The organism is Pseudomonas sp. B21-009 (assembly GCF_024749345.1).
Lineage (GTDB): Bacteria > Pseudomonadota > Gammaproteobacteria > Pseudomonadales > Pseudomonadaceae > Aquipseudomonas.
In genome coordinates this window covers 2124989-2151563 of record NZ_CP087199.1, presented here as the reverse complement: position 1 = coordinate 2151563, position 26575 = coordinate 2124989, and the positions used below count along the sequence as shown (strand labels likewise).

Sequence of the window (26575 nt, the reverse complement as noted above, 5' to 3'; positions counted from 1 at the left end):
CGGCGCCTTTTTGCTCGTCTGGCGGAAGTACCGGCGAGTGTGGCCAGATGTGCGGGCGACAGAATCGTTTGCCTCGCCTAGTCCGGATGGCCGATGCGCCTGGGGTGCGGCCGATCGCGGGTCAAGTCGGGTCGCCGCACCGCCGCTCCCACAGGATTGGCAGTGCCTTCAAGACGGGTAACGCAAAAAAGCCGCGCCACCCTCACGGATGGCGCGGCCCGCCTAAGCGGCGCACAACCTCAATCAACTGCCATAGACTTTCTGCGCCGGCAGCGCCTCGGCCAGCAGTTGCTGCACTGCCGCACCCACCTCAGCCAGCGCCCAGCGGCCCTGGTTGTCCACCTGGGGCCCGCGCCGCCAGCCGTCGGCAATCGACAACTTGCCGCCCTCGACTTCGAACATCTGCCCGGTCACCGCCTGGGACGCCGCCGACCCCAACCACACCACCAGCGGCGCGACGTTCTCCGGAGCAAAGTAGTCAAAGCCCTGCTCCGGGCGCTTCATCACCTCGGCAAACACCGCTTCGGTCATGCCGGTACGCGCCGCCGGGGCCAGGGCGTTGGCGGTAATGCCGTAGCGACCAAGCTCCGCCGCCTGCACCAGGGTCAGCGAGGCGATCCCGCCCTTGGCCGCGGCATAGTTGGCCTGGCCAATCGAGCCCTGCAAACCGGCGCCGGAGCTGGTGTTGATGATCCGCGCAGTGAGCCTGGCGCCGCCCTTGGCCTGCTCGCGCCAATAGCGCACGGCATGGCTGGCCAGGCAGAAGTGACCCTTGAGGTGCACGGCCATCACCGCATCCCAGTCGGCCTCGGTGAGGCTGGCGAACATGCGGTCGCGGCAGATGCCGGCGTTGTTGACCAGCACATCCAGGCCGCCAAAAGTCTCGATGGCCTGGCGCACGATCAGCCCGGCGTCGTCATAGCGGGTGATGTCGTCGCTGTTGGCCACGGCCACGCCGCCTGCCGCCTGGATCTGTTCGACCACGGCCTGGGCCGCATCGCGGTTGATGTCGTTGACCAGCACTTTCGCGCCTTCGCTGGCAAAAGCCTGGGCATAGGCGCGGCCGAGCCCGCCGCCGGCGCCGGTGATGATCACTACGCGGTTCTCGCAGCTGTGCATTGTCGCTCTCCCCTGTGTGGTTGCGGGCGCTTAAAGGCGCTCGATAATGGTCACGTTGGCCTGGCCGCCGCCTTCGCACATGGTCTGCAGGCCATAGCGCCCGCCACTGCGCTCCAGCTCATGGAGCAGGCTGCACATCAGCCGCGTGCCGGTGGCGCCCAGCGGGTGGCCAAGGGCGATGGCGCCGCCGTTGACGTTGGTCTGCGCATGGGGGTAGCCGGTCTCCTTGAGCCAGGCCATGGCCACCGAAGCAAAAGCTTCGTTGATTTCCACCCGGTCGATGTCGGCCAGGGTCATGCCGGCACGCTTGAGCGCATGGGCAGTGGCCGGGATCGGTGCGGTGAGCATCCATACCGGGTCGTCGCCGCGCACGCTGAGGTGATGGATGCGCGCCCGCGGCGTCAGGCCGTAGCGCTTCAAGGCCGCCTCCGAGACGATCAGCAGCGCACTGGCGGCGTCGCAGGTCTGGCTCGACACCGCCGCCGTGACCCGCTCGCAGCCAAACAGGTATTCCAGCTCGGCCATTTTCGCCAGGCTGGTGTGGCGCGGGGTTTCGTCGTGCTCGACCCCTGCCAGCGGCACGATCTCGCGCTCGAAGTACCCCTGCTCGATGGCATGCAGGGCCCGCCGATGGGACTCCAGCGCATAGGCTTCCAGCTCGGCGCGGCTCAGCCGCCAGTGTTCGGCAATCATCTGCGCCGCGCGAAACTGGGTCGGTGGCTGCGCGCCGTAACGCCGTACCCAGCCTGTCGAGCCGCTGAACGGGTCGCTAAAGCCAAGGGGTTCGGCAGCGGTCATGGCCGAGGAAATCGGGATCTGGGTCATGGTTTGCACGCCACCGGCGATCACCACGTCCTGGGTGCCGCTCATCACCGCCTGCGCGGCAAAGTGCACGGCCTGCTGGGACGAGCCGCACTGGCGGTCGATGGTGGTGCCGGGCACCACTTGCGAAAGGCCCGCCGCCAGCCAGCTGGTACGGGCGATGTCGCCGGCCAGCGGGCCGATGGTGTCGACGCAGCCGAAGATCACGTCGTCGTAGTCGTCTTCGGGAATGCCGTTGCGCTCGACCAGCGCGCGCAGCACATGGGCGCCCAGGTCGGCGGCGTGGATCTGGCTCAGGCCGCCCTTGCGCCGCCCGGAGGGGGTGCGCAGGGCGTCGACGATATAGGCTTCAGGCATGCTCTACCTCAACAGGAAACAGGATCAGAAGGTGCTGCCGGCGCCAATCGCCAGGCCGCTTTCGAACAGCGCGGTACGCACCCGCGCCTTGTGCAGGCCGCGGTCGCCCCAGCATTTGTCCAGGGCCCAGGCACGCTTCATGAACAGCTGCAGGTCGACCTCCCAGGTGTAACCCATGGCGCCATGCACCTGAATGGCGTTCTTCGCCGCCAGCGCCGCTGCTTCGGCGCAGGCAAGCTTGGCGTGCGACACTTGCACGGCCTGGCCCGGCAGGTTGTGGGCGACGGCATGGGCGGCGCGGTACAGCGGGCCCTTGGCGAATTCGATGTGCACCGCGACGTTGGCCATCAGGTGCTTGACCGCCTGGAACGAGCCCACCGGCTTGCCGAACTGCTTGCGCTCGAAGCTGTAGTCCACCGCCAGATCAACCATGCGCTTGGCCAGCCCCAGCAGTTGCGCAGCATTGCCCAGGGCGCCGCGGTTGAAGGCATCAGCCCAGAGCTGCCGCCCTGGCTCAGCGCTGGCAACGCAAGTAGACGCACTCGGCGTCCACTGCACCTGGAACAACTGGCGGCTGGGGTCGACCGACACATTGCGGGTCAGGCTGACTGCGCTGCGCTCCACGGCATGCACCTCGTCGCCATGGGCCAGCAACAGCAGCCCGGCCACATGCGCATCGCTGACCAGCGGGTTGCCCGGCTCGGCCACCGCCAGGCGCGCCTGGCCCTCGGCAACCTGCGCCAGCCAATGCTGGCGGCGCGGCGCGTCGACACCCGCGAGCAGCGGCACGCCCACCAGCATGGTCTCGACCAGCGGTTCGGGCAGCCCGGCGTAACCGCACTCCTGGGCCAGGAGGATGAAATCCAGCTCGTTCATGCCCATGCCACCGCAGGTTTGCGGCACGGTGATGGCGCTCAGGCCCAGGTCTACCAGTTGCCCCCACAGCGCATCACAGCGCCCGCTATCGCTTTGGCACAGTTCACGCAGGCGTTCCGGGGGCACTTCGTTGAGCAAAAAACTGCGCACGTTGTCCTGGAACAGCAATTGATCGCTGCTGAAACTAAAGTCCATGGTCTGCTCCTCAGGCGCGGGGCATGCCGAGCATGCGCTCGGCGATGATGTTGCGCTGGATCTCGTTGGTGCCGGCATAGATCGGCCCGGCCTGGGCAAACAGGAAGCCATCCAGCCACTGGCCGACATCGCCGGCGGCGGGTGCCTCGGGCAGCAGTTCGGCGCGCAGGCCAAGGATGCTCAGGGCGGTTTCGTGCATGCGCTGGTCGAGCTCCGACCAGAAGATCTTGTTGGTCGAGGATTCCGGGCCGATCTTGCCGCCCTTGCCCAGTTTCGAGGCGCTCATGTAGGTCGCCAGGGTGTAGGCCTCGGCGTCCAGCCAGGCGCGCATCACCGCCTCGGCAATCGCCGGGTCGCGGTCGGCAGCTTCACGGTTGTCCAGGTACAACTGCACCAGGCGCCGGGCGGTTTCCTGGAAGCGCGCGGGCGAGCGCAGCATCAATCCGCGCTCGAAACCTGCGGTGGACATCGCCACGTGCCAGCCCATGCCCTCGCCGCCCAGGGCGTTCTCTACCGGCACCTTGACGTCGTCGAAGAAGATCTCGGCAAAGCCCGGCAAGCCATTGAGCTGTGCAATTGGCCGTACGCTGATGCCGGGGCTGTCGAGCGGCAACAGGATGAAGGTCAGGCCGTGGTGGCGCTGGGAATCGGGGTCGGTGCGAAAGATGCCGAACAGCCAGTCGGCCCAGACCGCGCGGGTCGACCAGGTTTTCTGGCCGTTGATCACATAGTGGTCGCCAACCCGCTCGGCGCGGGAGCGGATCGCCGCCATGTCGGAACCTGCGCCCGGCTCCGACCAGCCCTGGGCCCAGATGTCCTGGCCGGTGGCCATGCGCGGCAGAAAGCGCGCTTTCTGCGCTTCGCTGCCGTATTCCATCAGGGTCGGGCCGAGCAGAAAGATGCCGTTCTGGTTGACCCGTGCCGGCGCCCCGGCGCGGTAGTACTCTTCTTCGAAAATCAGCCATTCGATCAGGTCGCAACCGCGCCCGCCGAGTTCGGTCGGCCAGGTGACCATGCCCCAGCGGCCTTCATTGAGGCGGGCCTCCCAGGCCCGGTGCTGGGCAAAACCGAGTTCGGTGTCGAACGATTGCAACGCTTGCGCCGGTACGTTGGCCGCGAGCCAGGCCCGGGCCTCGGCACGCAAGGCCTGTTGCGCCGGTGTGTAAGTCAGGTCCATCGCAGTACCTTCAGCCGTTGAAGTGGGCATCGCGCTTCTCGACGAACGAGTCACGCGCTTCCTGGGAATCCTGGGTGCGGTAGGCTTCGAGGGTGAAGCCCTGCTCCCAGCGGTATTTGTCTTCGAGATTGCCGTCCTCGATGCCGTTAAGCGCCTCCTTGGCCAGGGCGATCATCGCCGGGCTCTTGGCGGCAATGCTGCGGGCGATCTGCAGCGCGGTGTCGCGCAACGCCTCACGCTTGACCACCCGCTCGACGGCGCCCAGGCGGTAGGCTTCGGCGGCGTCGATCATCTCGCCGGTGAAGTACATGTGACGGACCTTCTGCACCGGGAACAGGCGCTGCAGATGGGCACCGCCGCCCATGGCACCGCGGTCCACCTCGGGCACGCCAAAGCGCGCGCAGTCGGCGGCGACAACGATGTCGGCGGCGCCGCAGATACCGATGCCGCCACCAAGGACAAAGCCGTGCACGGCAACGATCACCGGTTTCGGGTTGCGGTGGATGGCCTTGAAGCTGTCGTAGTTGCCCTTGTTGACCGCGACGATCAGGTTGCCGTCGGCGGCCAGTTCCTTGATATCGACCCCGGCGCAAAAACCACGGCCTTCGGCGCGGATGACGATCACCCGCACCTGTGCATCGCTGCCCAGCGCTTCAATGGCGCTGGCGATTGCCGCCCAGCCCTGGCAGTCGAAAGCATTCACCGGTGGCCGGTCGAAGACCAGCTCGGCAATGCCGTTGTCAATACTGACGCTAAATGTGCTCATGCCCTTCCCCTTCATGAAATACGGCGGCTCAGTTCGCCCAGGCGCGCTTGCGCGTCACCGACGATCTGCGCGATCAGTTCGGCGCAGCTGGGCAGGCTGTGAATGTTCGCTGCCACTTGCCCGGCCGGCAGTACGCCCTCGGCGGGCAGGCCGTCGACCATGGCCTTCTGGATCACCATCGGCGCGTTGGCGGCCATCAATGCCTGCGCCGCGCTCAGCTCGCCGCTGCCGCGCATCTTCAGCGCGCTGGCGAGCAACTGCGCCAGGCTGGTGCCGCTATGGCGGCGGTAGGCCAGGCCACTTTTGAGCGCCAGTAACCAGCGCTTGAGGCCACCGCTGGCTTCCAGCGCATCGAGCAGTTCGTTGCGGATCATTCGTTGCGGCATGCCGTCGATGGCGCGGCTGACGATTACCGCCGCCGGGTCGTTGACTGCCAGGTAGCGGGCCAGGGTCGCACTCGGCACCGGGCTTTCGGCGCTCATCAAAAAGCGTGTGCCCATGGCAATGCCGGCGGCGCCATAGGCCAGGGCGGCGACCAGGCCCTGACCGTCCTTGAAGCCGCCAGCGGCGACCACCGGTACCTTGAGCGCCTCGACCACCTGGCCGAGCAACAGCGAAGTCGGCACCGAGCCGGTATGGCCGCCGCCCTCGCCGCCCTGGATGGTCACCGCGTCGGCGCCCATTTCCACCGCCTTTTGCGCATGCTTGAGGGCGCCAACGGTAGGGATGCAGACCACGCCGGCATCTTTCAGCCGGGCGATCATCTGCTTGCCCGGCGAACGGCTGTAGCTGACCGCCTTGACCTTGTGCCGAAGCACCAGCTCGACGATGTCGGCGGCATTGGCCTGGTACATGTGAAAATTGACCCCGAACGGCTGGTCGCTAAGGCGCCGGGTTTCGACGATCGCCGCCTCCATGCGCGCCGGCTCGATGGTCGCGCCGGCAAGAAAACCGAAGCCGCCGGCGTTACCGGTGGCCGCCACCAGGCGCGGTTCGGCGACCCAGCCCATGGCGGTCTGGATGATCGGGTAGCGACAGCCCAACAGTTCGGTGAGCGGTGTTTGCAGGCAGACCGTCATGCTCAGGCCCCCTCCGGCTTGCGCTGGGCACTGGCCATGGCGCGGGCGTCGTAACCGCCCAGGCGGTCGCCGGACACCAGCTCGTTGTGGGCGTGGGCGAAGTGATGCAGGCCGAAGACCATGTCCATGGTCGCGCGCTTGCCCATCAAATCCTCGGCGTTGTTCACAGCCTGCTTGCTCAGCTGCAGGCCCAGGCGCGGCATTTGCGCGATGCGCTCGGCGATGGCCAGGGTTTCCGGCTCCAGGGCCTCGCGCGCCACCACGCGGTTGACCATGCCCATCTGGTAGGCCCGCGGCGCCGGCATCGGCGTGCCCATGAACAGGAATTCCTTGGCGATCCGCGGGTTGAGCTCATGCACGTGGGCAAAGTATTCGACCCCGGGGATGCCCATGCGCACCACCGGATCAGTGAAGTAGGCATCCTCGCTGGCGACGATCAGGTCACAGACCCAGGCCAGCATCAGGCCGCCGGCAATGCACGCGCCCTGGACCATGGCGATGGTCGGCTTGGGCATCTCGCGCCAGCGCCGGCACATGCCCAGGTACACCTCCTGCTCGCGGGCATAGAGAAACTCGCCGCCCGGTTTGTCGACGTGGTCGTACCACAGGCTGACGCGCTCGAAGCTCTGGTTGACGTCGCGCTCCGGGGTGCCGATGTCGTGACCGGCGGAAAAATGCCGGCCGGCCCCGCACAGCACGATGACCTTGACCGCGTCGTCGGCGCAGGCCCGGCGAAACGCCGCGTCCAGCGCGTAGGTCATGCGCGAGTTCTGCGCATTGTGGTATTGCGGGCGGTTCATGGTGACCATGGCCACCGCGCCACGGACCTCGTACAGCACCACCTCGGCCTGGTTGTTATTGTTCTGTTCGCTCATCGATTGCTACTCCGGCAAGGCGTACTGCCCGGGCCTGGCTCAACGCAGGTTGCGCTGGCCGGCGGGGTTGTCTTTCAACTGGCTGGCCCGCAGGTTGTGCGGGTCGAGGCGCCTGATCAGCTGCAACTGCGCCTCGCTGGGCGCGGCAGTAACCGGGCAATCGGCGTCCACCTGCAAGGCGAAGCCGGTGTTGTCCTGCACCTCATCGACACTCACCCCCGGGTGCAGCGAGCGGATCCGCACCTGGTGCTGCGGGCCGTGGAAATCGAGCACGCACAGGTCAGTGACGATCAGGCGGATATCCACCTCATCCAGCGCCCAGCCTCGGGCCAGGCGCGCGGGGTTGTAGCCGATCGAGGAGACCATATCGACCTCGCCTTCGACGAACACCCGGCGGTTGTGGCTGGGCACGAAGAATGAGTTGGCATGGCTGATCGAGTTGCCCGGCAGGCCGCGCACCCCGAGCATCTGCGCCTTGGGCCGGGCGTAGTCGCCGATGCACGAGAGGTTGGCCTGGCCGAAGCGGTCGATCTGGATCGGGCCGACCAGGGCATGGCGCTTGCCGCCCCAGACGTTGTCGAAAATCCGTGCAAAACCCATCCAGCTGTCGCGCTTGGGTTGATAGCCGTTGCGTGCGCCGAGAGGCACAGGTTCCGCGACCATGTAGGCTTCGGAATCGGTCATCAGCAACTGCGGGTTGCTGGTCAGCATGCTCAGGGAGGCGGCCAGGCGCGGGATCACCCCGATGCCGGTGGCCAGGACTTCACCGTCGTCGCGCCAGGCCTCGGAGGCGGCGCAGATCATCAGTTCGGCGAGGCTGTACGTCGTAGCTGGCGTGGTCATAGAAAACTCGCTTAGAAAACCGGCAGGGGAAGCTGGCGGATGGCGCCCAGGCCACCGACCTGTTCCAGGTACTGCTCGTGGGAGCAGGCGACAAATTGCTCGACATAGGCCTGCCAGCCCTCCTCGGCCTGGGCCGAGGCGCTGTAGGCCTTCAAATGCGGCACATCGAAACCGTACAGCGGCGCGCATGACGAGGGGTGCGCACCGCCCGGCACATGGGCCACGGCGGTGGTCAGGTTGCGCTCCCAAAACACCTGGTGCGCGCGCTCCGGCGCACTGTGGAAGTAGTCGCTGTCGACCAGCTGATCGCAGGTCACGTAGCTGTGGCGGGCGGCGCGCACGAACAGGTCGTCCATGTAGTGGTCGGGGCCGCTGATCTGGCAGACCCCGCGGGCATCGGCACGGTCGACGTGGATCAGCGCCGCGTCGAGGTCAAGCGCCGGCATCGCCACCCAGTCCTTGCCGTCGGCATAGGGCGAGGCCACCAGTTTGATTTGCGGGTTGTGGCGCAGCACATCGGTGCCCAGGCCGACCGCCGTGGGAATGAACGGCACGCCCATGGCCGCCGCGCGCAGGCCAAGCAGGAGCATGCCTTCGTCGATCTCCATGACCTCGATGGCGGCGTCCTGGCGGGCCTTGCGAAAGTACGGCTCGAGCGGAATGAAATCCAGCGAGACGAAGGCGAATACCAGCTTCTTCACCTTGCCCGCGGCGCAAAGCATGCCGACATCGGCACCGCCGTAGGCGACCACGGTCAGGTCCTTGAGGTCGGAACGCAGGATCTCGCGGATCAGCGCCATAGGCTTGCGCCGCGGGCCCCAGCCCCCGATGCCGAGGGTCATGCCGTCGCGCAGCTGGCCGACCATCTGCGCCGTGGTCAATTGTTTGTCCATCATCGTTGTCCTCATGGGCGGCCGACACTGAAGTCGTGGCCCCAGTGGCTGACCACCGTGCTTTCGAAGGGGGTGTGCTGGTTCCAGTCGACCACCAGGCCGTCACAGCCGTACTCCAGGTCAAAGCCTGAAGGGGTTTTCATGTAGAACGAGACCATCTGGTCGTTGGTGTGCTGGCCGAGGGTGGCCGAGAGCTTGACGCCGTGGGCGTGCATGCGGTCCAGGGCGCGGCCGACCTCGTCGAGGCCGTCGACCTCGACCATCATGTGCACACAGCCATGGGGCACCGGGCATTCGAAGATCGCCAGGGAGTGGTGACGGCCATTGTTGCAGTGCAGAAAATGAATGCGCTTTTCCGCCTCGCCCGGGTCAGGGGTGAAGCGCACTTTCATCAGGTCCGAAAGGCCAAAGCCCATGACCCGCTGATAAAAATCGCGGCAGCGCTCAAAGGTTGGCGCCGGCAGCACCACGTGGCCCATGCCCAGCTCATGGGTGACAAAGCCCTTGACTGCCACCGGCGAGACAAAGCGGGCGAAATCCTGGCGCGGGCCCCAGAACAGTTCGTGGCGGTTGCCGTCCGGGTCGCAGAACTGCGCCACCGCCTGGACCTTGCGCAGCTCGGCCTGGGCGGCATTGCCGCGCTCGACGGCGATATCGGCGTGCTGCAGCTCGGCGATTGCCTGCTCGAAGGCGGCCTCGCCGGCCAGCTCCCAGCCACAGGCGCCGAAGCTGTCCTGGTCGCTGTGCAGCACCAGGAGGCGGTACGGGCGATCGTCCATTTTCAGGTACAGCCGGGCGCTGTCAGCGCCCTCGCCGGCCACCATCATGCCCAGCACCTGGGTTGCGTAATGACGCCATTGCGCCAGGTCGGTGGACAGCAGGGTGACGTAACCCAGGCCGCGGATATCCATGCTTGTTGTCCTCGCGTTGATCGACGTGTTGAGCGCCATTCAAGCCCGCTGCACAAGGCCGGGCATCGTCTGTTGGGACTAGCGCTATCGGGTGAATTTCGCGGGTCTGTGGGAGCAGGCTTGACCCGCGATGCTTTCACCTCACTGCTTGCGAAAATGCGGAATCACCTTCTCGCCGATGTTGCGCAGGGTCTCCAGCTGCGCCCACTGCGGCACCGTGCCCATCTGGCAGATGAACAGGATCTCGTCGGCGCCGGCATCGATCAGGCGTTGCACGTAACCGATGCAGTCCTCGACCGTGCCGTAGGCATGGTTGGGGTTCATCATCGCCATGGTCGGGTCGGAGAAGTCGACGCTGACTTCCTCGGAGGCAAAGCGCGACTTGATCACTGCCTGGCCGTTGCCGTCGACGTAGGTGTCGTCTTTCCACTTCTCCGGGTCCGGCCGCTCGCCGCCGCCGTACCAGTAGCCCAGCGACTCCATGAAGTAGCGCTGGCCACGGATGCCGATGCGCCGCGCCAGTTCGTTGTCGTCGAGGACGATGGCCGGGCACAGCGCGGCGATGTGGCGGTTGGGGCGAAAGCCGACCTGCTGCTTGGCGTCACGGTTGTCCCAGGCCTGGTGATACACCTCGACCTTCTTGGCGATTTCCTCCGGGCCGCCGAAACCCAGCACCAACGCGCCCATGCCACGGCCGCCGGCGTTCTTCAGCGATTCGGTGTTGGTGCAGGCCAGGTACATCGGCGGGTGCGGGTCCTGGTACGGCTTGGGGTGGATCGGCCGCTTGGGGATCTGCACAAAGTCGCCGTGGTGCTCGATCTCGTCCTGGACGAAGATTTTCGGGATCAGGTACATGGCTTCATCGATCTGCGGCTGCAGGGTCGCCAGGTCGTAGCCGAAGGTACCGGCCTCCTGCTGGGTACCGCCCTTGCCCACGCCGAAATGCACCCGGCCCTTGGACAGCAGGTCGAGGGTAGCGATGCGCTCGGCAACCTTGACCGGGTGGTTCATCGCCGGCGGCAGGCACACCACGCCATGGCCGATGCCGATGCGCTCGGTCTTGCCGGCGACAAAGGCGAGCATGGTTTCTGGCGCCGACATGTGCGAGTAGTTGCTCAGGGCGGTGTGTTCCACGCACCAGAAGGTGTCGAAACCGAGCTGGTCGGCCAGCACTGCCTGCTCGACGGTGTCATCGAAGATCTTGCGGTCGCCTTCGCGGCTGGAGTCCACCGTCTGTGCTTCGTAAATCAATGAGAATTTCATGCTTGATCCTTGTTCTTGTTAACGGCTCGGTCGGCGCCAGGGACCCGCGCCTTGCCACCATGCTCGGGGATCGCCGCGCCGCTCGAATCCCGCAAACGGACTAGCCGGTTTCTGTGATCTGGCGATTCAGAGGAAGAAGTCGCTGCTGTCCTGGCCCATGCTCACGCCGCCCAGGTTCCAGGCGTACTTGGCCGGGTTGTTGGCAACGTGGGCGCGGCCGGTATGAATGTCGCGAAAGGCGCGGTTGATGGCGTGGCTGCGGAAAATCGTCGAGGCGCCGCTGTTGAACATCAGCTCGGCCACCGCCTTGGCGCACTTGTCGGCGACCAGCGCCGAGTCGTAGCGCATCTTCACCCGCGTCTGCATGGCCAGGGCGTCGCCGGCCTCGGCGGCCTTGAGCATGAAATCGAAGTTGCGCAGCAGCACCGTGCGGCACTCGTCGACGCAGACCATGGCATTGGCCAGGGCGGTTTGCGCCGCCGGGTCCTGGAGCATCTTGCGCCCGTCATTGACCCCGACCCGGCTGCGGTTGTGCTCGACGAACAGATCGATCGCGCCCTGCAGGGCGCCAATGGCCGACGACGACACCGCGCGCACGAAGATCTGCCCGAACGGCAGGCGGAACAGCGGCGCGCTGTTGACCGCGTTGCCCGGGCTGTACTGCATGAAACCGTCAGCAGCGCGGTGGGTGCGGTACTCCGGGACGAAGGCATCGCTCACCTGGATGTCGTGGGAGCCGGTCGCCTCCAGGCCCATGACATTCCAGTTGTCGATGATCTGGTAGTCGCTGCGCGGCACCAGGAAGGTCCGGTAGTCCGGCGCCCCGCCCGCCTCTTGCGGCGGCACCAGGGCGCCAAGGAAGGCCCACTGGCAATGCTTGCTGCCCGACGAAAAGCCCCAGCGGCCGCTGAGCTTGAAGCCACCCTCGACCCGCTCGACCTTGCCCACCGGCATATAGGACGACGAAATCAGCACGCTGGAATCCTCGCCCCAGACATCCTCGGCGGCGCGGTCGTCGAACAGCGCCAGTTGCCAGTTGTGAATGGCCACCACCCCCAGCACCCAGGCCGAGGACATGCAGCCTTCGGCGAGGGTCATCTGCACCTCGAAAAAGTCCCGCGGCTGCAGCTCGTAGCCTTGCCAGCGCGCCGGCTGAAGGATGCGGAAAAACCCGGCGTCGTGGAAATCGCGCAGGGTTTCTTCCGGTAGCTGGCCACGTTGCGCGGCATGGGCGGCACGTTCACGCAGGATCGGCACCAGCTCGCGGGCGCGCTGGGCCAGACGCTGGCGTATCAGGTCGTGATTGAGCATGTTGTTGTTCTCCTCTGATCACCCCGTCCGCCGGGGCGCGCGTGCAGCAGAGGCGCAACCGGCCTCTGCCCCGGCATTCAAGCAAGGCGCCCGACGGCCAACATCCCTCAAACGGACCATGCCGCGACGGCGTGGCTCGACTAGTCCCCTCGGACGATGTTGGGCCTTGCACCGATTGCAAGAATTCATCGCACTCCAAGCCAACCAGAGGCCGTGCGATGAACAACAACAATCTCAAAGCCGACATGCTCCAGGCCATGCGCCGCCTGGCCAAGTCCGTGACCATCATCAGTACCAGCAACGGCACCCAGCGCTTCGCCATGGCCGCCACTGCGGTCGACTCGCTGAGCACCGAGCCGCCGTCGCTGCTGATCTGCGTCAACACCAGCGCCTCACCGCATGCCGCCCTGGCGGACGGCGCCGACTTCTGCGTGAACATCCTCGGCGTCGAGCAACAAGACCTGGCGCACCTGTGCAGCGGCGCGATCAAGGGCGAGGCACGCTTCGAGCGCGGCGACTGGCAGACCAGCGAAGAAGGCATTCCGTTTCTGGCCGACGCGCAGTCATCGATTCTTTGCCGCCAGGACGGGCGCATGACCTATGGCACCCACACCATTTTCATTGGCCGCATCCTGCGCATCCGCACCAGCGCCAGCATCACCCCGCTGGTGTACCTGGACGGCAGCTACACCACCACTGCAGCGCCTGCGCGCATGATCGCGGCAGCGGGCTGAGGCCGGGCCATGAACAGCCTGAGCGCATTGGCGCCGCTGCGGGTGGAGCATGCGGGAGAGCTGCACTGGCACGCCGCGGCCGAGCTGCTGGTGGTCGGCTTTGGCGGCGCCGGGGTCTGCGCCGCCATCGAGGCCGCCAGCAGCGGCCTCAGTGTGCTGGCCCTGGACCGCTTCGCCGGTGGCGGCGCCACGGCGCTCAGCGGTGGCGTGGTCTATGCCGGTGGCGGCACGCCCTACCAGCAGCGCGCCGGCTACCCGGACAACAGCGAGGCGATGTTCAACTATTTGCGCCAGGAAGTCGGCGAGGCGGTATCGGCCGACACCCTGCGCGACTTCTGCCAGCGCAGTGTCGAGCAACTGGCCTGGCTGGAGCGCCACGGCGTGGCCTTCGAAGCCAGCGTGCCGCCACAGAAAACCTCCTACCCCAGCGACCGTTACTACCTCTACTACTCGGGCAACGAAGCGGTGCCGGCCTACGCCGCGCAAGCCACACCCGCCCCTCGCGGGCACCGCGCCAAAGGCCCGGGCATGTCCGGTGCCAGCCTGTTTGCGCCGCTGCGCGCCAGCGCGCTGAAGCTCGGCGTGCGCCTGCGCAGCCAGTGTGAAGTGCGCCAGCTGGTGGTCGACAACCACGACCGGGTGCTCGGTGTGGTGGCCTGGCAACTGCCTGCCGATAGCCGCGCCGCCCGCCGCCATGCACGTCTGGCGCGCTGGGTCAGCGTCCTGCAGATGTACGTCCCGGCGCTGGCCGAGGTGCTGCGCAAGCGCCTGCGGCAGATCGAGCAGCGCCATGCCGTGCGCACCCTGATTCGCGCCGAAAAAGGCCTGCTGCTCAGCTGTGGCGGTTTTATCTTCAACCGCGAGCTGGTGGCCCGGCACGCGCCGCAGTACCTGGCCGGCCTGCCGCTGGGCAGCAGCGCCTGCGATGGCAGCGGCTTGCTCCTGGGCCAGAGCGCAGGCGCCAGCCTGGCGCGGATGGACAAGATCAGCGCCTGGCGCTTTATCAACCCGCCGCTGGCCTGGGCCCGCGGCATGATCGTCAACGGCCTGGGCCTGCGCTACTGCAATGAAGAGGTGTACGGCGCCACCCTCGGCCACGCCATGGTTGAAGAACAGCGCGGCAAGGCCATCCTGATTCTCAACCGCGCCCTGGTGCGCCAGGCGCTCAAGCAGGTCGGCCCGGGCAAGGTGTGGAACTTCCAGCGTTTGCCGGTGCTGCTCAACCTGCTGTTCAACGCCAAACGCGGCAACAGCCTGGAACAGCTGGCCGAACGCTGCGCCTTGCCCGCCGGCAACCTGCGCCAGAGCGTGGCGCAGTACAGCAGCGCGGCCCGAGGGGACATCGCCGACCCGCTGGGCAAGTCGGCGGCGATGCTCTGCCCGCTGGACAGCGGCCCCTGGTATGCCCTCGACCTGTCCTATGACAGCCGCCTGTTCCCCTGCCCGGCCCTGACCCTGGGCGGCCTGCGCGTCGACGAGCGCAGCGGCGCGGTGCTCGACCTGCACGGCGCGCCGATCGCCGGGCTGTACAGCGCCGGGCGCAATGCCGTGGGCGTGGCCTCCAACCTGTATGTCTCCGGCCTGTCCCTGGCCGACTGCATTTACTCCGGGCGGCGCGCTGCGGCGCATATCGCCGCGCACGCCGCCCGCAACCCCGCACCATCAGGAGAACAACCATGCAACGTGTAGAAGGCAAAGTCTGCATCGTCACCGGCGCCGCCAGCGGTATCGGCCGCGAGGACGCCCTGCTGCTGGCCAGCCAGGGCGCCCGGGTGGTGCTTACCGACCTCAATGAACAGGCCGGTCGCGAAGTCGCCGCGCAGATCGGCAGCAAGGCGCTGTTCATCCGCCACGACATCGCCAGTGAAAGCGACTGGCAGCAGGTGGTCAAGACCACCCTGGAGCACTTCGGGCGCCTCGATGTGCTGGTCAACAACGCCGCCATCCTGGTGGCCGGCACCATCGAGGACACCTCGCTGGAAACCTGGCAGAAGGTCCAGAAGATCAACGGCGACGGTTACTTTCTCGGCTGCAAATATGCCATTGAAGCCATGAAGGACAGCGGCGGTGGCTCGATCGTCAATATGTCCTCGGTGGCCGCCCTGGGCGCCATGCCGATGTTCTGCGCCTATTCGGCCTCCAAGGGCGCGGTGGCGGCGATGACCCGCTCCATCGCCCTGCACTGCAAGCAGCAGGGGTATCGCATCCGCTGCAACAGCGTGCACCCGGACGGCGTCAACACGCCGATGACCCAGGCCCTGGCCGGTGGCCAGCCGATCGACCAGGCGCTGCTCGACCAGGACCCGATGAACCGCATGTGCGCGCCGCGCGATATCGCCAACGTGGTGCTGTTTCTGGCCAGCGACGAATCGAACTTCGTCAACGGCGCCGAACTGCGGGTGGACAACGCGCAATTGATCAGCGGCATTTGAGGCGAAGATGAACATGGGCATGCAAGCGCTTGGGCAGGACTCGCTGGTGTCGGCCAGCGGCAGCTATCGGCTGCAGGTTTGCGCGGTGATCGACGAAACCGCCGATGCGCGCTCGCTGGTCCTGGAGGTGCCGGCGCAACTGCGCGAGCGCTTTCGCTACAAGCCGGGGCAGTTCCTGAGCTTTCGCGTGCCCTGTGCCGGCAAACTGCTGACCCGCTGCTACTCCATGGCCAGCTCGCCGCTGTGCGATGCCCGGCCCAAGGTGACCATCAAGCGGGTTGCCGACGGGCGGGTATCGAACTGGATGAACCAGCAGGTGCAGGTCGGTGACTGGCTCGAAGTGCTGCCGCCGGCCGGGCATTTCTGCCTGGATGAGCACCAGGCCACTGATCCTTCGCGGCCACTGGTGCTGTTTGCCGGGGGCTCGGGCATCACCCCGGTGATCTCGATCCTCAAGTCGGTGCTGCACAGCGGCGCTCGATCCGTCAGGCTGGTGTATGCCAACCGCGACGAAGCCTCGGTGATCTTTCGCGACGAACTGCGCCAGCTGAGCCAGGATCACCCGCAGCGCCTGCAGGTGATCCACCTGCTCGATTCACTGCAGGGCTTTTTGCGCGACGCCCAGGTCCAGCAACTGGTCGGCGAAATGCGCGGCGGCGACTACTTCATCTGTGGCCCGGGGCCGTTCATGGACACCGTCGAGCGCAGCCTGCTGGCCCTGGGCGAAGCTGCCGCGTGCATCCATGTCGAGCGCTTCGTCTCGCCGCCCGACCCGGATCAACTCGCCGCGCAAGAGGCCGTTGCCCGCGCCGTCAGCAGCGACTCGGCCTGTGAGCTGCTGCTGGTCGAGCTCGACGGCGAGCAACACGAAATCCGTTGCAAGCCTGGCGATACCCTGTTGCAAAGCTGCCGGGCGGCGGGCCTGGACGTGCCCTCTTCGTGCGAAGAAGGCTTTTGCGGGGCCTGCATGTGTACGGTGCTCGAGGGTGAAACGCATCTTTCGCGCAACGATGTGCTCAGCGCCCGCGAGCTGGAGGAAGGCTGGACCCTGGCCTGCCAGAGCCGGCCACTGGGCGCGCGGGTGCGCTTGCGCTTCCCCGGCTGAGGGCCGGTGCCCGCTAGTCTCATCGGACGATCACTGCGGCCCCGACTGCGGTTAGACTCGGCGCCAGCAGCCCCACAACAATAAGACAGAGGTTCAGTTATGGCTCGTTTGCACAACAAGGTCGCCGTGGTTACCGGCGGCGCATCGGGTATCGGCCTGGCGTGCGTGCGTCGCTTCATTGCCGAGGGCGCCGAGGTCGTCGGCCTGGACATTGGCGAGGCGCCGGCGGACTTCCCCGGCCTGTTCATGAGCCTGGATGTGCGCGATGAAACCCGCGTGCAGCAGGTGATGAGCGAAGTCATCAGCCGCTTCGGGCGTATTGATGTGCTGGTCAATGCCGCCGGCGTCGCCGACCAGGGCAGCGTGACCCAGACCAGCACCGCCAACTGGCAGCGGGTGCTGGACATCAACCTCACCGGCAGCATGCTCACCAGCAAGCACGTGCTGGCGCAGATGGAGGCCCAGCGCAGCGGCTCGATCATCAACATCGGTTCGATCTTCGGCCTGCAGGGCTGCGACGGCAACGTTGCCTATAACGTCTCCAAGGGCGGCATCAACCAGCTGACCCGCTCGATGGCCATCGACTACGGCTACGCCAACATCCGCGTCAACGGCCTGTGCCCGGGCCTGATCGAAACGCCGATGACCAGCATGGTCCGCGAACAGCAGGCATTCCACGCCTTCTTCGCTTCGCAGCACATGCTCAACCGTTCCGGGCAGCCGGACGAAGTGGCCAACGTCGCGCTGTTTCTTGCCTCTGACGAAGCGTCGTTCGTCAGCGGCCAGATGATTGCCGTGGACGGCGGTTTCTCCGCTGGCCGCCGCTTCGCCCCGCCTAGCGCCTGACCCGCGGTGCCGGGCAGCCTGCCCGGCGCTTTCCCTGCTCATTCATCCTCAGCCTGAGGAGGCATCATGCTGCCTGTCGAAAACGCTCAGACCATCGCCCAACTGTTCGCCCGCGCCGCCCGGGACTACGGCGACAGCCCGGCCATCGAAGACGGCGGGCAGCGCATCAGCTACCGCCAGCTCGAGCTGTTGCGCCAGCAGGCCGCCCGCGCCCTGCTCGCCCTGGACGTGCAAGTGGCCGACCGGGTGGCAGTGTGGGCGCCCAACCTGTGGGAATGGATCGTTGCCGCCGGCGCCCTGCAGAGCATCGGCGCCACCCTGGTGCCGTTGAACACACGGATGAAAAGCAGCGAGGCCGGGCACATCCTGCGCGAGAGCGGCACCTGCGTGCTGTTTTGCATCAGCCGCTTTCTGGATAACGACTACCCGGCCATGCTCGCCGAGCAAACCCTGCCGGCCCTGCGCCAGGTGATCAGCCTGCGCCCGGCAGAGCCGCGCCACGGCGGCCTGGCCTGGGAGGCGTTCATGGCCCTCGCTGAGCAGGTGCCGCAGGCGCTGTTGCAGGCCCGCGAGCAGCAGGTCGGGCCGCAGACCCTGTCCGACCTGTTGTTTACCTCCGGTACCTCCGGCAAGCCCAAGGGCGTGATGACCGCCCACGGCCAGAATCTGCAGGTGGTGCGCGACTGGAGCGAGATCGTCGGCCTGCGCCGGGGCGATCGCTACCTGATCGTCAACCCGTTCTTCCATTCCTTTGGCTACAAGGCCGGCTGGCTGGCAGCGCTGATGCGCGGCTGTACCATCCTCCCGCAGCAGGTGTTCGAGGTGCAGGCGCTGCTCGACTGCGTGCAGCGCCAGCGCATCAACATCCTGCCCGGGCCGCCGACCCTGTATCAGTCGCTGCTGGCCCACCCGCAACGCCAGAACTACGACCTGAGCTCCTTGCGCGTCGCCGTCACTGGCGCCGCCGCGATCCCGGTGGAGATGATCGGGCGCATGCGCGAGGAGCTGGGCTTTGCCACCATCGTCACCGCCTACGGCCTGACCGAAGCCTGCGGCTTTGCCAGCATCTGCCGCCCCGGCGACAACGCCGAGCGGGTCGCCAGCACCAGCGGCCGGGCCATGCCAGGGGTTCAGATCCGCTGCGTCAACAGCAGCGGCGCCAGGGTGCCGGCCAACGTGCCTGGCGAGGTGTTGATCCGCGGCTACAACCTGATGCACGGCTACCTCAACGACCCGCAGGCAAGCCTCGAAGCGGTGGATGCCGAGGGCTGGCTGCACACCGGCGACATTGGCGTGCTGGATGAACAGGGTTACCTGCGCATCACCGACCGGCTCAAGGACATGTTCATCACCGGTGGCTTCAACGTTTACCCGGCGGAGATCGAACAGACCTTGCTGCAGTACCCCGGGGTGGCCCAGGCCGCCGTGATTGGGATTGCCGATGAACGCCTGGGGGAAGTGGCCATGGCCTTCTTGCTGGCGGTGCCTGGACAGGTGATTGACGTAGCGCAGTTCAATACCTGGTGCCGCGAGCAGATGGCCAACTACAAAGTGCCGCGGCGGGTGCAAGTGGTCGAGGCCTTGCCGCTCAATGCCACGGGCAAGGTGGCCAAGCAGGTATTGCGCGGCTGGGTGTGAGGGCTGCTGTGCAGCCCATCGCCGGCAAGGCCGGCGATTGAGCCCGAAGGGGTCGTAATCCGCCGCTCAGATCACCCGCGCCGGATGTTGCTGGCGCGGGTCGCCGAGCAAGCCGCGATGGGAAGGCGGCTGGCGCCCGCCCGCTTCGCTGATGCCATACCCAGCGGCTATCTCGGCAGTGATCAGGGTTTGCCCGGAATAGCGCATCAACTGCGGGTCATTGAGCAGCGCATGAATCACCCGCCCATTGAACTGCGGGGTCTCGGCATCGGCAAGAAACGCCTTGTACTGCTCGCCATGCTGCTCGCCGGCAATCCGCGTGCGCTCGGTCAGTTGCGGGCCTAACCATAGCGACACGGCGGCGACGCCCTGGCCTTCGAAATCGATGGCCATGTCGGCGGCCAGCTTGTCGCAGCCGGCCTTCTGCGCGCCATAAGCCGGCCCATGCATGTAGCAGCCAGCGCCAAACGATGAGGTGAAACACACCAGCCCCTGGCGGCTGCGCAGCAACAGCGGCGCGCCATGGTAGCTGGCGACATAGGCTGAACGCAGGCCGACGTCGAGGATACCCGCCAGCGCCAGCGGTTTGCTCCAGAACGGCCCCGGCTCGATCAACTGGTCATGGATGAACGCCGCGTTGTTGACCAGCAGATCCAGGTGCCCGCATTCGCGCTCCACCCGGGCGAACAGCGCCTGCACCTGGGCATCGTCGGCGTGATCGCAGGTCACCGCGATACCTTGCCCGCCCACCGCGCTGATGGCCTCGGCGGTGGCCTGCAGGTCGCCGTCCAGGGCATGCCCGTACAAATGTGAACCGCCCTGCCCGCGGGCCCGGCCGGTAACGTAAACGGTCATGCCGGCCGCGCCGAGGGCCAGGGCGATACCCTGGCCGACACCGCGGCTGGCGCCGGTGACCACGGCAACCTGCCTGTGTTGTGTACTCATGGGGTGCATCCTCAAGAAACCAGCGCCGCCTGGGCCTGGTGATTACTGGCTAACGCGCCGATATGGTTGGCGGCCAGGTAGCCGAAGGTCATGGCCGGGCCGAGGGTCGACCCCGCCCCCGGATAGGTACGGCCCATCATCGATGCGGCGCTGTTGCCAATGGCATACAGGCCGAGGATCGGCTGGCCGTCCTCGTGCAGCACCCGCGCATGCACATCGGTGAGCAAGCCGCCCTTGGTGCCGATATCGCCGGCATCGACCCGCACCGCATAGAACGGTGCCTGCAGCAACGGCGCCAGGCACGGGTTGGGCTGCACACCGGGGTCGCCGTAATAGCGGTCGAACAACGACTCGCCCTTGGCAAAATCCTCGTCGCGACCCAGGCTGGCCATGGCATTGAAGCGTTGCACGGTACGCGCCAGCCCTGCGGCATCGACCCCGATGCTGGTCGCCAGGGCTTCAAGACTGTTGGCCTTGTGGAAGTAGTCGCGCAGGTGCCGGGGTAACTGCCAGTCGCGCTGGGCATAGCCCGGCAACAGCGCGCCACAGGGGTATTTACGCCGGAAGCTGGCGTCGAAGACCATCCAGCACGGCACGCTGCTGGCGCCTTCGCGGTTGTTGGCGTACATGGCGTAGACGATGTCGGTGTACGGCGCCGCTTCGTTGACGAAGCGCTGGCCCGCGGCATTGACCAGCACGCAGCCGGGCAAGGTGCGTTCGACAAACAGCGCGCGCTGCTTCTCTTCGCCCTGCACATGGGTGGTCGGCGCCCACCAGCTGTGCTCCATCAGCGCGGTGCGCGCGCCCACGGCCTGGCCGGCGCGAATGCCGTCGCCGGTGTTGTGCGGCGGCGTCGCGCTCCAGCGCGCTTGCGAGGGCTGCGGGTGATACTGGTCGCGCATCGCCTGGTTACGCTCGAAGCCGCCGGCAGCGATGACCACCCCGTGACGCGCCTTGATCCGCAGCAGCTTGCCGTCGCGGCGCACCTGGGCGCCGCCGATGCGCCCGTCGACGATCAGCAGTTGCTCCAGCGCGCAGTCGAGCCACAGCGGTACCTCACGGTCGAGCAACGAGCAGCGCAAGGCGCCGACCAGGGCGTTGCCAAGGGTCAGGAAGCGATCACGTTTCGACAGCTTGCGGCCCGTGCGGTCGCGCCAGTAGCGCCACATCACCCGCAAGGTCAGGCGCAGCCAGCCGTTGCCGCGACACAGCAGCACCTGAGCTTCTTTCATGGTCATGGCCATGCGACCCATCATCAGCGTGCCCGGTGACGGCGCGCGCATCTTCAGGAACTCGTCGCCCAGTTGCGCCGCGTCGAACGGCAAGGGGTCCATGGAGCGGTAGCCAGGCTTGCCGCCCGGTACTTCGGGGTAGTAGTCGGCATAGTGCGGCTGCGCCTCGAAGCGCACCCGCGAGTGTTGTTCGAGGTATTCGAGCATGCGCCGGCCCTGCTCGACGTAGGTTTCGATGCGCCCGTCGTCGATCTCGCCCTGGGTGACGGCCTCGAGGTAAGCGATAGCTTCCTCGGCCGAGTCGTGCCCGCCCAGGGCCCTGATGCGCGGGTTGTTGGGGATCCACACACCACCGCCGGACACCGCCGAGGTACCGCCGTATTCGCTACTTTTTTCGATCACCAGGGCCTTGAGCCCCAGGTCATGGGCGCGCAGGGCGGCGGTCATGCCGCCGGCCCCCGAACCGATCACCAGCACGTCGCAACAGTGGTCCCAGTCGATCCCGGCTTCGTTCATGTGCTCACCTTGTAAAGGGCAATGGACAACAGGCCGCGCCGGCGGTCGGCCGGGGGCATTGGTCATTGATTGTTCGATGCCCGGCACGGGCCAACATCGTCCGATGGGACTAGCGCCAGCGTCCGGCGCACGTGGCGGCATCGCTTAGTCCGCTTGGACGATGTTGCGCCGCCAAGGGGATTCCATAGTCGCCTCCAGCTTCACCTCCCACCTTGAATACAGCGGTCGGGCAGGTCTGACCGCGGCATGAGGACGACATGATAAAAACAACAATCGCCCCACCTTCACTCAATACCTGCGTGCGCCTGGGGATGCTGATGCTGGCCGGCGGCCTGGGCACCCCGGCCAGCGCCCTGACCTTTCAGGCCAACGATGACCTGAGCATCGACTGGGACACCACCCTCACCTACAGCCTGGCCTGGCGTACCGAGGGCCGCGACCACAAGCTGGTGGCCAACGCCGACGGCAACGATGGCGACAACGCCTTCGACCGCGGCAGCCTGATCAACAACCGCGTTGGCTTTCTCACCGAGGCCAACCTCAAGTGGCAGGACAACTACGGCCTGTTCGTGCGCGCTGCCGGCTTCTACGACAACGTCTACGACCAGGGCAACGACAACAACAGCGGTGCCTCCAACTGCCTGGCCAGCGGCAACTGCCGGCGCGCCGACCGCTTCTCCCAGGACACCATCGACCAGCACCGCGACGACCTGCGCCTGCTCGACGCCTATGCCTACGGCAGCTGGGACGTTAGCGGCCACAACCTCAACCTGCGGGTCGGCGATCAGGTGGTGAGCTGGGGTGAAAGCCTGTTCTACCCGGGCATCTCTGCGGCCCAGAGCCCGGTCGATGCGACCAAGGCCACCACCCCCGGGGTCGAGGTCAAGGAAGTGCTGCTGCCGGTCGGCCAGGTGTTCGGCCAGTTCAGCCTGACCGAGGCCCTGGAGCTGCAAGCCTACTACCAGTACAAGTGGGAGAAGACCGACCTGTTCGGGGTCGGCAGCTATTTTTCCAGCACCGACCTGATCGACCGCGGCGGTTTCAGCGACGCCTCAGGCTTCGTTACCCGCCTCAAGGACGACGAGCCCAGTGACAGCGGCCAGTACGGCGTGGCCCTGCGCTACACCGCCGAGTCGCTGAACAACACCGAGTTCGGCCTCTACTACTCGCGCTACCACGACAAGAACCCGTCGCTGGACTTCCAGACCGACCTGGGCCACTACCGCGTGCGCTACTTCGACAACATCGACCAGTACGGCGCAAGCTTCGGTACCGTGCTCGGCGACACCAGCATCGCCGGTGAGGTCAGCTACCGCGACGGCGCGCCGGTGATGGTCGACAACGGTTTCTCAAGCCCGGTGCGGGCGCAGACCCTGCAGGCCCAGGTGTCGATGATCCACGTGGTCGGCCCGACCGCCTTTGCCGACAACACCACCCTGGTCGGCGAGCTGGTCTACAACACCGTGCTCGACAACGACGCCTCGACCCCGCTGACCCTGGCCCCCGGCCTGACCCTGCCGGGCACCGACAGCCTGGTGCTGGACCGCGACGCCTGGGGCTACACGGTACAGGCGACCTTCGACTACAACGACGTGTTCAGCGGCTGGGACATGTCGGTACCGGTCACCTACAGCAGCGCCGCCCAGCACGACAGCGCCCTGACCGGCTCGATCAATGCCGGGCAAGGCGATGAGCGCGCAAGCATCGGCACCACCTGGCGCTACCTCGGCAACTTCACCGTCGAAGCGCTCTACAACGCCTACCTGGGTAACGCCAACAACTCGCCCCTGGCCGACCGCGACAACGTCGCCCTCAACTTCAAGTACCGCTTCTGAAGCCCCTGATGGAGGAGCACCGCATGTCTACTCTCACGCATCCCTGGTTGCGCACCACCCTGGCGGCCGCCCTGCTCGGCGCAAGCCTGGCCCACGCCAATATCAGCAATAACGATGCCGCGCGCCTGGGCCAGGACCTGACCCCGGTCGGCGCCGAGCGCGCCGGCAACGCCGATGGCAGTATTCCGGCCTGGACCGGCAAATGGCGCGGGCTGCCGCCGCATCTGAAATTCGCCGGCCCAGGCACGCCCTACCCCGACCCATACGCCGACGAAAAACCGCTGTTCACCATCACCGCGCAGAACGTCGAGCAATACGCCGCCAACCTCACCGACGGCCAGAAGGCGCTGTTCAAGCGCTACCCCAACTCGTTCAAGATCCCGGTCTACCCCAGCCATCGGGACTTCAGGGTCGACCAGGCCAGCGAAGATGCGCTCAAGCGCAACGCACTGAACGCCACGCTCAGCGCCGACGGCAACGATGCCCTCAACGCCTTCGGCGCCTCGCCGTTCCCGATCCCGAAGAACGGCAACGAGCTGATCCTCAACCACAACATGCAGGCACGGGCGGTCACCGAAGAGGCCAACTACCAGCAGGTGGTGGTGTATGCCGACAACAACAAGGCCCTGGAGAAGGTCAACTACAAGATCTACTCGCTGTGGTCCGACCCCAAGCAGAGCGCGCAAAGCGTCAACGGCGTGTTCACCGACTTTTTGCTCACCACCCTTGAGCCGGTGCGCAAGAAAGGCGAGATCATCGTCGGCCACGAATTCATCAACGCCGCCGCCCAGCCGCGCCAGGCCTGGCAATACACCCCGGGCCAGCGCCGGGTACGCCGGGCGCCGACCGTGGGCTACGATTCGCCCACCGGCGCTGGCGGCTTTCGCGTCTACGATGAAGACCGCCTGTTCAACGGTGCCACCGACCGCTACGACTGGAGCATCGTCGGCAAAAAAGAAATCTACATCCCCTACAACAACTACAAGATCGACAGCCCCGAGGTGAACACCGCGCAGATCCTCTCTACCAGCGGCCACATCAACCCGGAGCTGATGCGCTATGAAAAACACCGGGTGTGGGTGCTGCAGGCAACCCTCAAGCCATCTGCCCGGCACATCTATGCCAAGCGCCTGATCTACATCGATGAAGACAGCTGGGCGGCTACCCTGGCCGACAACTTCGACGCCCGTGGCCAGCTGTGGCGCACCAACATGCAGACCTCGGTGTATGCCTATGAGATCCAGCGCTTCCACGCGCGCCTGGGGATCTATCACGACCTGATCGCCGGCTCCTACCTGGTCGATCGCCTGCTCGACGAGCAAAAGCCGGCCAAGCTCAACGCCAGCAACTTTGCCGCCGACGAGTTCACCCCCGGCAACCTGCGCAAGCTCGGTACCCGCTGAGCCCCAGGCACGCCGCCTTGCTCCCGAGCGCTGCGCTCGGGAGCAGGCGTTTTCGCCGCTGGCGAAGTACAATGGCCGCCGTACTGCCCGCGCATCCCCGCGCGCGGCCCCGCCTTTGAACGATCAATGGATGATCCTGGTGAAACCCCTCAAGAACCGTTTCCTCGCCATCGCCATGCAGGTGGAGCTCAACCTCAGCATCTGGACCGGCGGCCTCTACATGATCTGGGTGCTGTTCGACCGTGATGCGACGCGATACTTCGAGACCTACGCAGTGTTTGCCATCGTCAGCCTCTGCCTGTTCTTCTTCACCGCGCTGTTCGTGCGCTGCCCGGAATGCAACACCTCCATGCACCACCTGTACAAGCCGGGTGAAGGGCTGTTGATGCACCGCGGCTTCCTGCCCCATGAGGTCTTCACCCAGAAGCTGATCGAGTGCCCCAAGTGCAACCAGGTGGTGAAGTTTCGCGATTAGCGCAGGCTGATAACGATTTTGCGCGCAAGCATGCCCACCAACATACCGGCGAGGGTCAGCAGCACATCGGCGCTGAACTTTGCCGAGTAGTCAGGCGCATAAATACGGTCATGGCTGTAGAAGGTCGGGCCGGTGTTGAACAGCGCGTGGTAGCCATTGGGAAAGAACGCCACCGCGCACAGCACCACGATCAAGCCCAGGGTCCAGGCGCCGGTGCCGTCGTAGGACTGGCTACGAAACCAGAGCAGAATCCAGGTGAGCACAGCGGCGAGCAGCGGCGTCCAGAACTGCGAAGTGAGGGCGTTGTAGAATTCAATCGGGAAGTACATGGCGTTGCTGAGTCCTTTCAATGACACGGTGGGTAAAGCGCGGCGAATTCTATCACGGCAGTCTGGTTTACTCAGTGCTCTCAACTAAACCAGAAAAATGAAACCACTCCCGCTATCAGGCACACCCACACTATCGACGTCACCCTGGACGCAGCTTCGCTGCGACGACTTAGTTGTTGATCCAGAACTGCCCGGTTCGATTTTCTCTCTCCTTTCTCCCCGAGCTGAAGGTAATCACTCAGCGCATAAATGATCCTGGAGAAATTTTTATGGTGCCGATGATTGCCAGGAAGGTTCGCCCCGACCTTCAAGGACGACTCGATTCTTACAACGCAAACTCCCGGCTCCAGATCATCAACTACGATGGTCACCCGTTCGCCCCAGGAAAACGCCGACATGCCCGCCGACACATCGATTCTGCCGATGAACATGTCGACGTGCGTGGCTTGCAGCCCCAGGTTCGGCAGGACTTCGCCTAGCGCTTCGAGCACGACTTCTTTGGGAAACGGAAATTTTTGCTCGGTGGCCTGTGATCCACTGCCCATACGATTGCTCCCGTGCGCCAATCATTTGTGGCTCTGCGTGATACAGGAGGTTA

General features: G+C 65.9%; 25 protein-coding genes. 9 read left to right on the top strand and 16 right to left on the bottom strand.

Going from position 1 to position 26575, the window contains the following annotated elements; genetic code table 11:
- Window positions 1-243: 243 nt before the first annotated feature.
- From LOY34_RS09900 to LOY34_RS09845, 12 genes are all read right to left on the bottom strand, one after another.
- Complete coding sequence (locus tag LOY34_RS09900) at window positions 244-1119, bottom strand: SDR family oxidoreductase (protein ID WP_195883624.1); 876 nt, start codon at window positions 1117-1119, stop codon at window positions 244-246.
- 30 nt (window positions 1120-1149) lie between these two features.
- Entirely contained in the window at window positions 1150-2298 is a 1149-nt protein-coding gene (locus LOY34_RS09895; RefSeq protein WP_195883623.1) for an acetyl-CoA C-acetyltransferase, read from the bottom strand.
- 24 nt (window positions 2299-2322) lie between these two features.
- On the bottom strand, window positions 2323-3369 hold the full coding sequence (locus LOY34_RS09890) for an acyl-CoA dehydrogenase family protein (protein WP_195883622.1): 1047 nt from the start codon (window positions 3367-3369) through the stop codon (window positions 2323-2325).
- 10 nt (window positions 3370-3379) lie between these two features.
- Entirely contained in the window at window positions 3380-4546 is a 1167-nt protein-coding gene (locus tag LOY34_RS09885) for an acyl-CoA dehydrogenase family protein (protein ID WP_045201610.1), read from the bottom strand.
- Between the two features lie 10 nt (window positions 4547-4556).
- Complete coding sequence (locus LOY34_RS09880; RefSeq protein ID WP_195883621.1) at window positions 4557-5312, bottom strand: enoyl-CoA hydratase family protein; 756 nt, start codon at window positions 5310-5312, stop codon at window positions 4557-4559.
- A gap of 11 nt (window positions 5313-5323) precedes the next feature.
- A complete protein-coding gene (locus tag LOY34_RS09875; protein ID WP_195883620.1) occupies window positions 5324-6391 on the bottom strand; it encodes a nitronate monooxygenase family protein in 1068 nt (355 codons plus the stop codon).
- Between the two features lie 2 nt (window positions 6392-6393).
- The gene (locus tag LOY34_RS09870; RefSeq protein ID WP_195883619.1) at window positions 6394-7266 is read right to left on the bottom strand and encodes an enoyl-CoA hydratase; all 873 of its coding nucleotides are present in this window, start codon (window positions 7264-7266) and stop codon (window positions 6394-6396) included.
- 39 nt (window positions 7267-7305) lie between these two features.
- The gene (locus LOY34_RS09865; RefSeq protein ID WP_093384790.1) at window positions 7306-8109 is read right to left on the bottom strand and encodes a CoA-transferase subunit beta; all 804 of its coding nucleotides are present in this window, start codon (window positions 8107-8109) and stop codon (window positions 7306-7308) included.
- An 11-nt stretch (window positions 8110-8120) separates the two neighbouring features.
- On the bottom strand, window positions 8121-9002 hold the full coding sequence (locus LOY34_RS09860) for a CoA transferase subunit A (protein ID WP_195883618.1): 882 nt from the start codon (window positions 9000-9002) through the stop codon (window positions 8121-8123).
- 11 nt (window positions 9003-9013) lie between these two features.
- Window positions 9014-9913: a VOC family protein gene (locus tag LOY34_RS09855; protein ID WP_195883617.1), complete on the bottom strand. Its 900-nt coding sequence runs from the start codon at window positions 9911-9913 to the stop codon at window positions 9014-9016.
- A gap of 141 nt (window positions 9914-10054) precedes the next feature.
- Window positions 10055-11176, bottom strand: coding sequence for an LLM class flavin-dependent oxidoreductase (locus LOY34_RS09850; protein ID WP_093384798.1), 1122 nt, complete (start codon window positions 11174-11176; stop codon window positions 10055-10057).
- A gap of 126 nt (window positions 11177-11302) precedes the next feature.
- Window positions 11303-12487, bottom strand: coding sequence for a flavin-dependent monooxygenase (locus LOY34_RS09845; protein WP_195883616.1), 1185 nt, complete (start codon window positions 12485-12487; stop codon window positions 11303-11305).
- A 218-nt stretch (window positions 12488-12705) separates the two neighbouring features.
- Between LOY34_RS09845 and LOY34_RS09840 the strand changes: the two genes are divergently transcribed.
- From LOY34_RS09840 to LOY34_RS09815, 6 genes are all read left to right on the top strand, one after another.
- Entirely contained in the window at window positions 12706-13221 is a 516-nt protein-coding gene (locus LOY34_RS09840; RefSeq protein WP_195883615.1) for a flavin reductase family protein, read from the top strand.
- A gap of 9 nt (window positions 13222-13230) precedes the next feature.
- Window positions 13231-14910 (top strand): FAD-binding protein, encoded by a 1680-nt coding sequence (locus LOY34_RS09835; protein WP_195883614.1) that lies wholly within the window; start codon window positions 13231-13233, stop codon window positions 14908-14910.
- Window positions 14898-15653, top strand: coding sequence for a glucose 1-dehydrogenase (locus tag LOY34_RS09830; RefSeq protein WP_045201630.1), 756 nt, complete (start codon window positions 14898-14900; stop codon window positions 15651-15653). The genes LOY34_RS09835 and LOY34_RS09830 overlap by 13 nt, the downstream gene beginning before the upstream one ends.
- A 13-nt stretch (window positions 15654-15666) precedes the next feature.
- Entirely contained in the window at window positions 15667-16758 is a 1092-nt protein-coding gene (locus LOY34_RS09825; protein ID WP_258664666.1) for a ferredoxin--NADP reductase, read from the top strand.
- 99 nt (window positions 16759-16857) lie between these two features.
- Window positions 16858-17604 (top strand): SDR family NAD(P)-dependent oxidoreductase, encoded by a 747-nt coding sequence (locus tag LOY34_RS09820; RefSeq protein ID WP_093384815.1) that lies wholly within the window; start codon window positions 16858-16860, stop codon window positions 17602-17604.
- A 66-nt stretch (window positions 17605-17670) separates the two neighbouring features.
- On the top strand, window positions 17671-19242 hold the full coding sequence (locus LOY34_RS09815) for a FadD3 family acyl-CoA ligase (RefSeq protein ID WP_195883612.1): 1572 nt from the start codon (window positions 17671-17673) through the stop codon (window positions 19240-19242).
- Between the two features lie 66 nt (window positions 19243-19308).
- On the opposite strand, the gene LOY34_RS09810 is transcribed toward LOY34_RS09815, so the two are convergent.
- Both LOY34_RS09810 and LOY34_RS09805 read right to left on the bottom strand, forming a co-directional pair.
- Window positions 19309-20187 (bottom strand): SDR family NAD(P)-dependent oxidoreductase, encoded by an 879-nt coding sequence (locus LOY34_RS09810; protein WP_195883611.1) that lies wholly within the window; start codon window positions 20185-20187, stop codon window positions 19309-19311.
- An 11-nt stretch (window positions 20188-20198) separates the two neighbouring features.
- The gene (locus LOY34_RS09805; RefSeq protein ID WP_195883610.1) at window positions 20199-21935 is read right to left on the bottom strand and encodes an FAD-dependent oxidoreductase; all 1737 of its coding nucleotides are present in this window, start codon (window positions 21933-21935) and stop codon (window positions 20199-20201) included.
- 257 nt (window positions 21936-22192) lie between these two features.
- On the opposite strand from LOY34_RS09805, the gene LOY34_RS09800 reads away from it, so the two are divergent.
- The 3 genes from LOY34_RS09800 (at window position 22193) to LOY34_RS09790 (ending at window position 25648) form a co-directional block, all read left to right on the top strand.
- The gene (locus tag LOY34_RS09800) at window positions 22193-23770 is read left to right on the top strand and encodes a DUF1302 domain-containing protein (protein WP_195883609.1); all 1578 of its coding nucleotides are present in this window, start codon (window positions 22193-22195) and stop codon (window positions 23768-23770) included.
- A 23-nt stretch (window positions 23771-23793) separates the two neighbouring features.
- Window positions 23794-25173, top strand: coding sequence for a DUF1329 domain-containing protein (locus LOY34_RS09795; protein WP_195883608.1), 1380 nt, complete (start codon window positions 23794-23796; stop codon window positions 25171-25173).
- A gap of 139 nt (window positions 25174-25312) precedes the next feature.
- On the top strand, window positions 25313-25648 hold the full coding sequence (locus tag LOY34_RS09790) for a hypothetical protein (RefSeq protein ID WP_143013296.1): 336 nt from the start codon (window positions 25313-25315) through the stop codon (window positions 25646-25648).
- Here LOY34_RS09790 and LOY34_RS09785 read toward each other — a convergent pair.
- Window positions 25645-26004: a hypothetical protein gene (locus LOY34_RS09785; RefSeq protein ID WP_258664662.1), complete on the bottom strand. Its 360-nt coding sequence runs from the start codon at window positions 26002-26004 to the stop codon at window positions 25645-25647. The two genes, LOY34_RS09790 and LOY34_RS09785, sit on opposite strands and share 4 nt — an antisense overlap.
- A gap of 53 nt (window positions 26005-26057) precedes the next feature.
- A complete protein-coding gene (locus tag LOY34_RS09780) occupies window positions 26058-26522 on the bottom strand; it encodes a hypothetical protein (RefSeq protein WP_052676574.1) in 465 nt (154 codons plus the stop codon).
- Window positions 26523-26575: the final 53 nt, after the last annotated feature.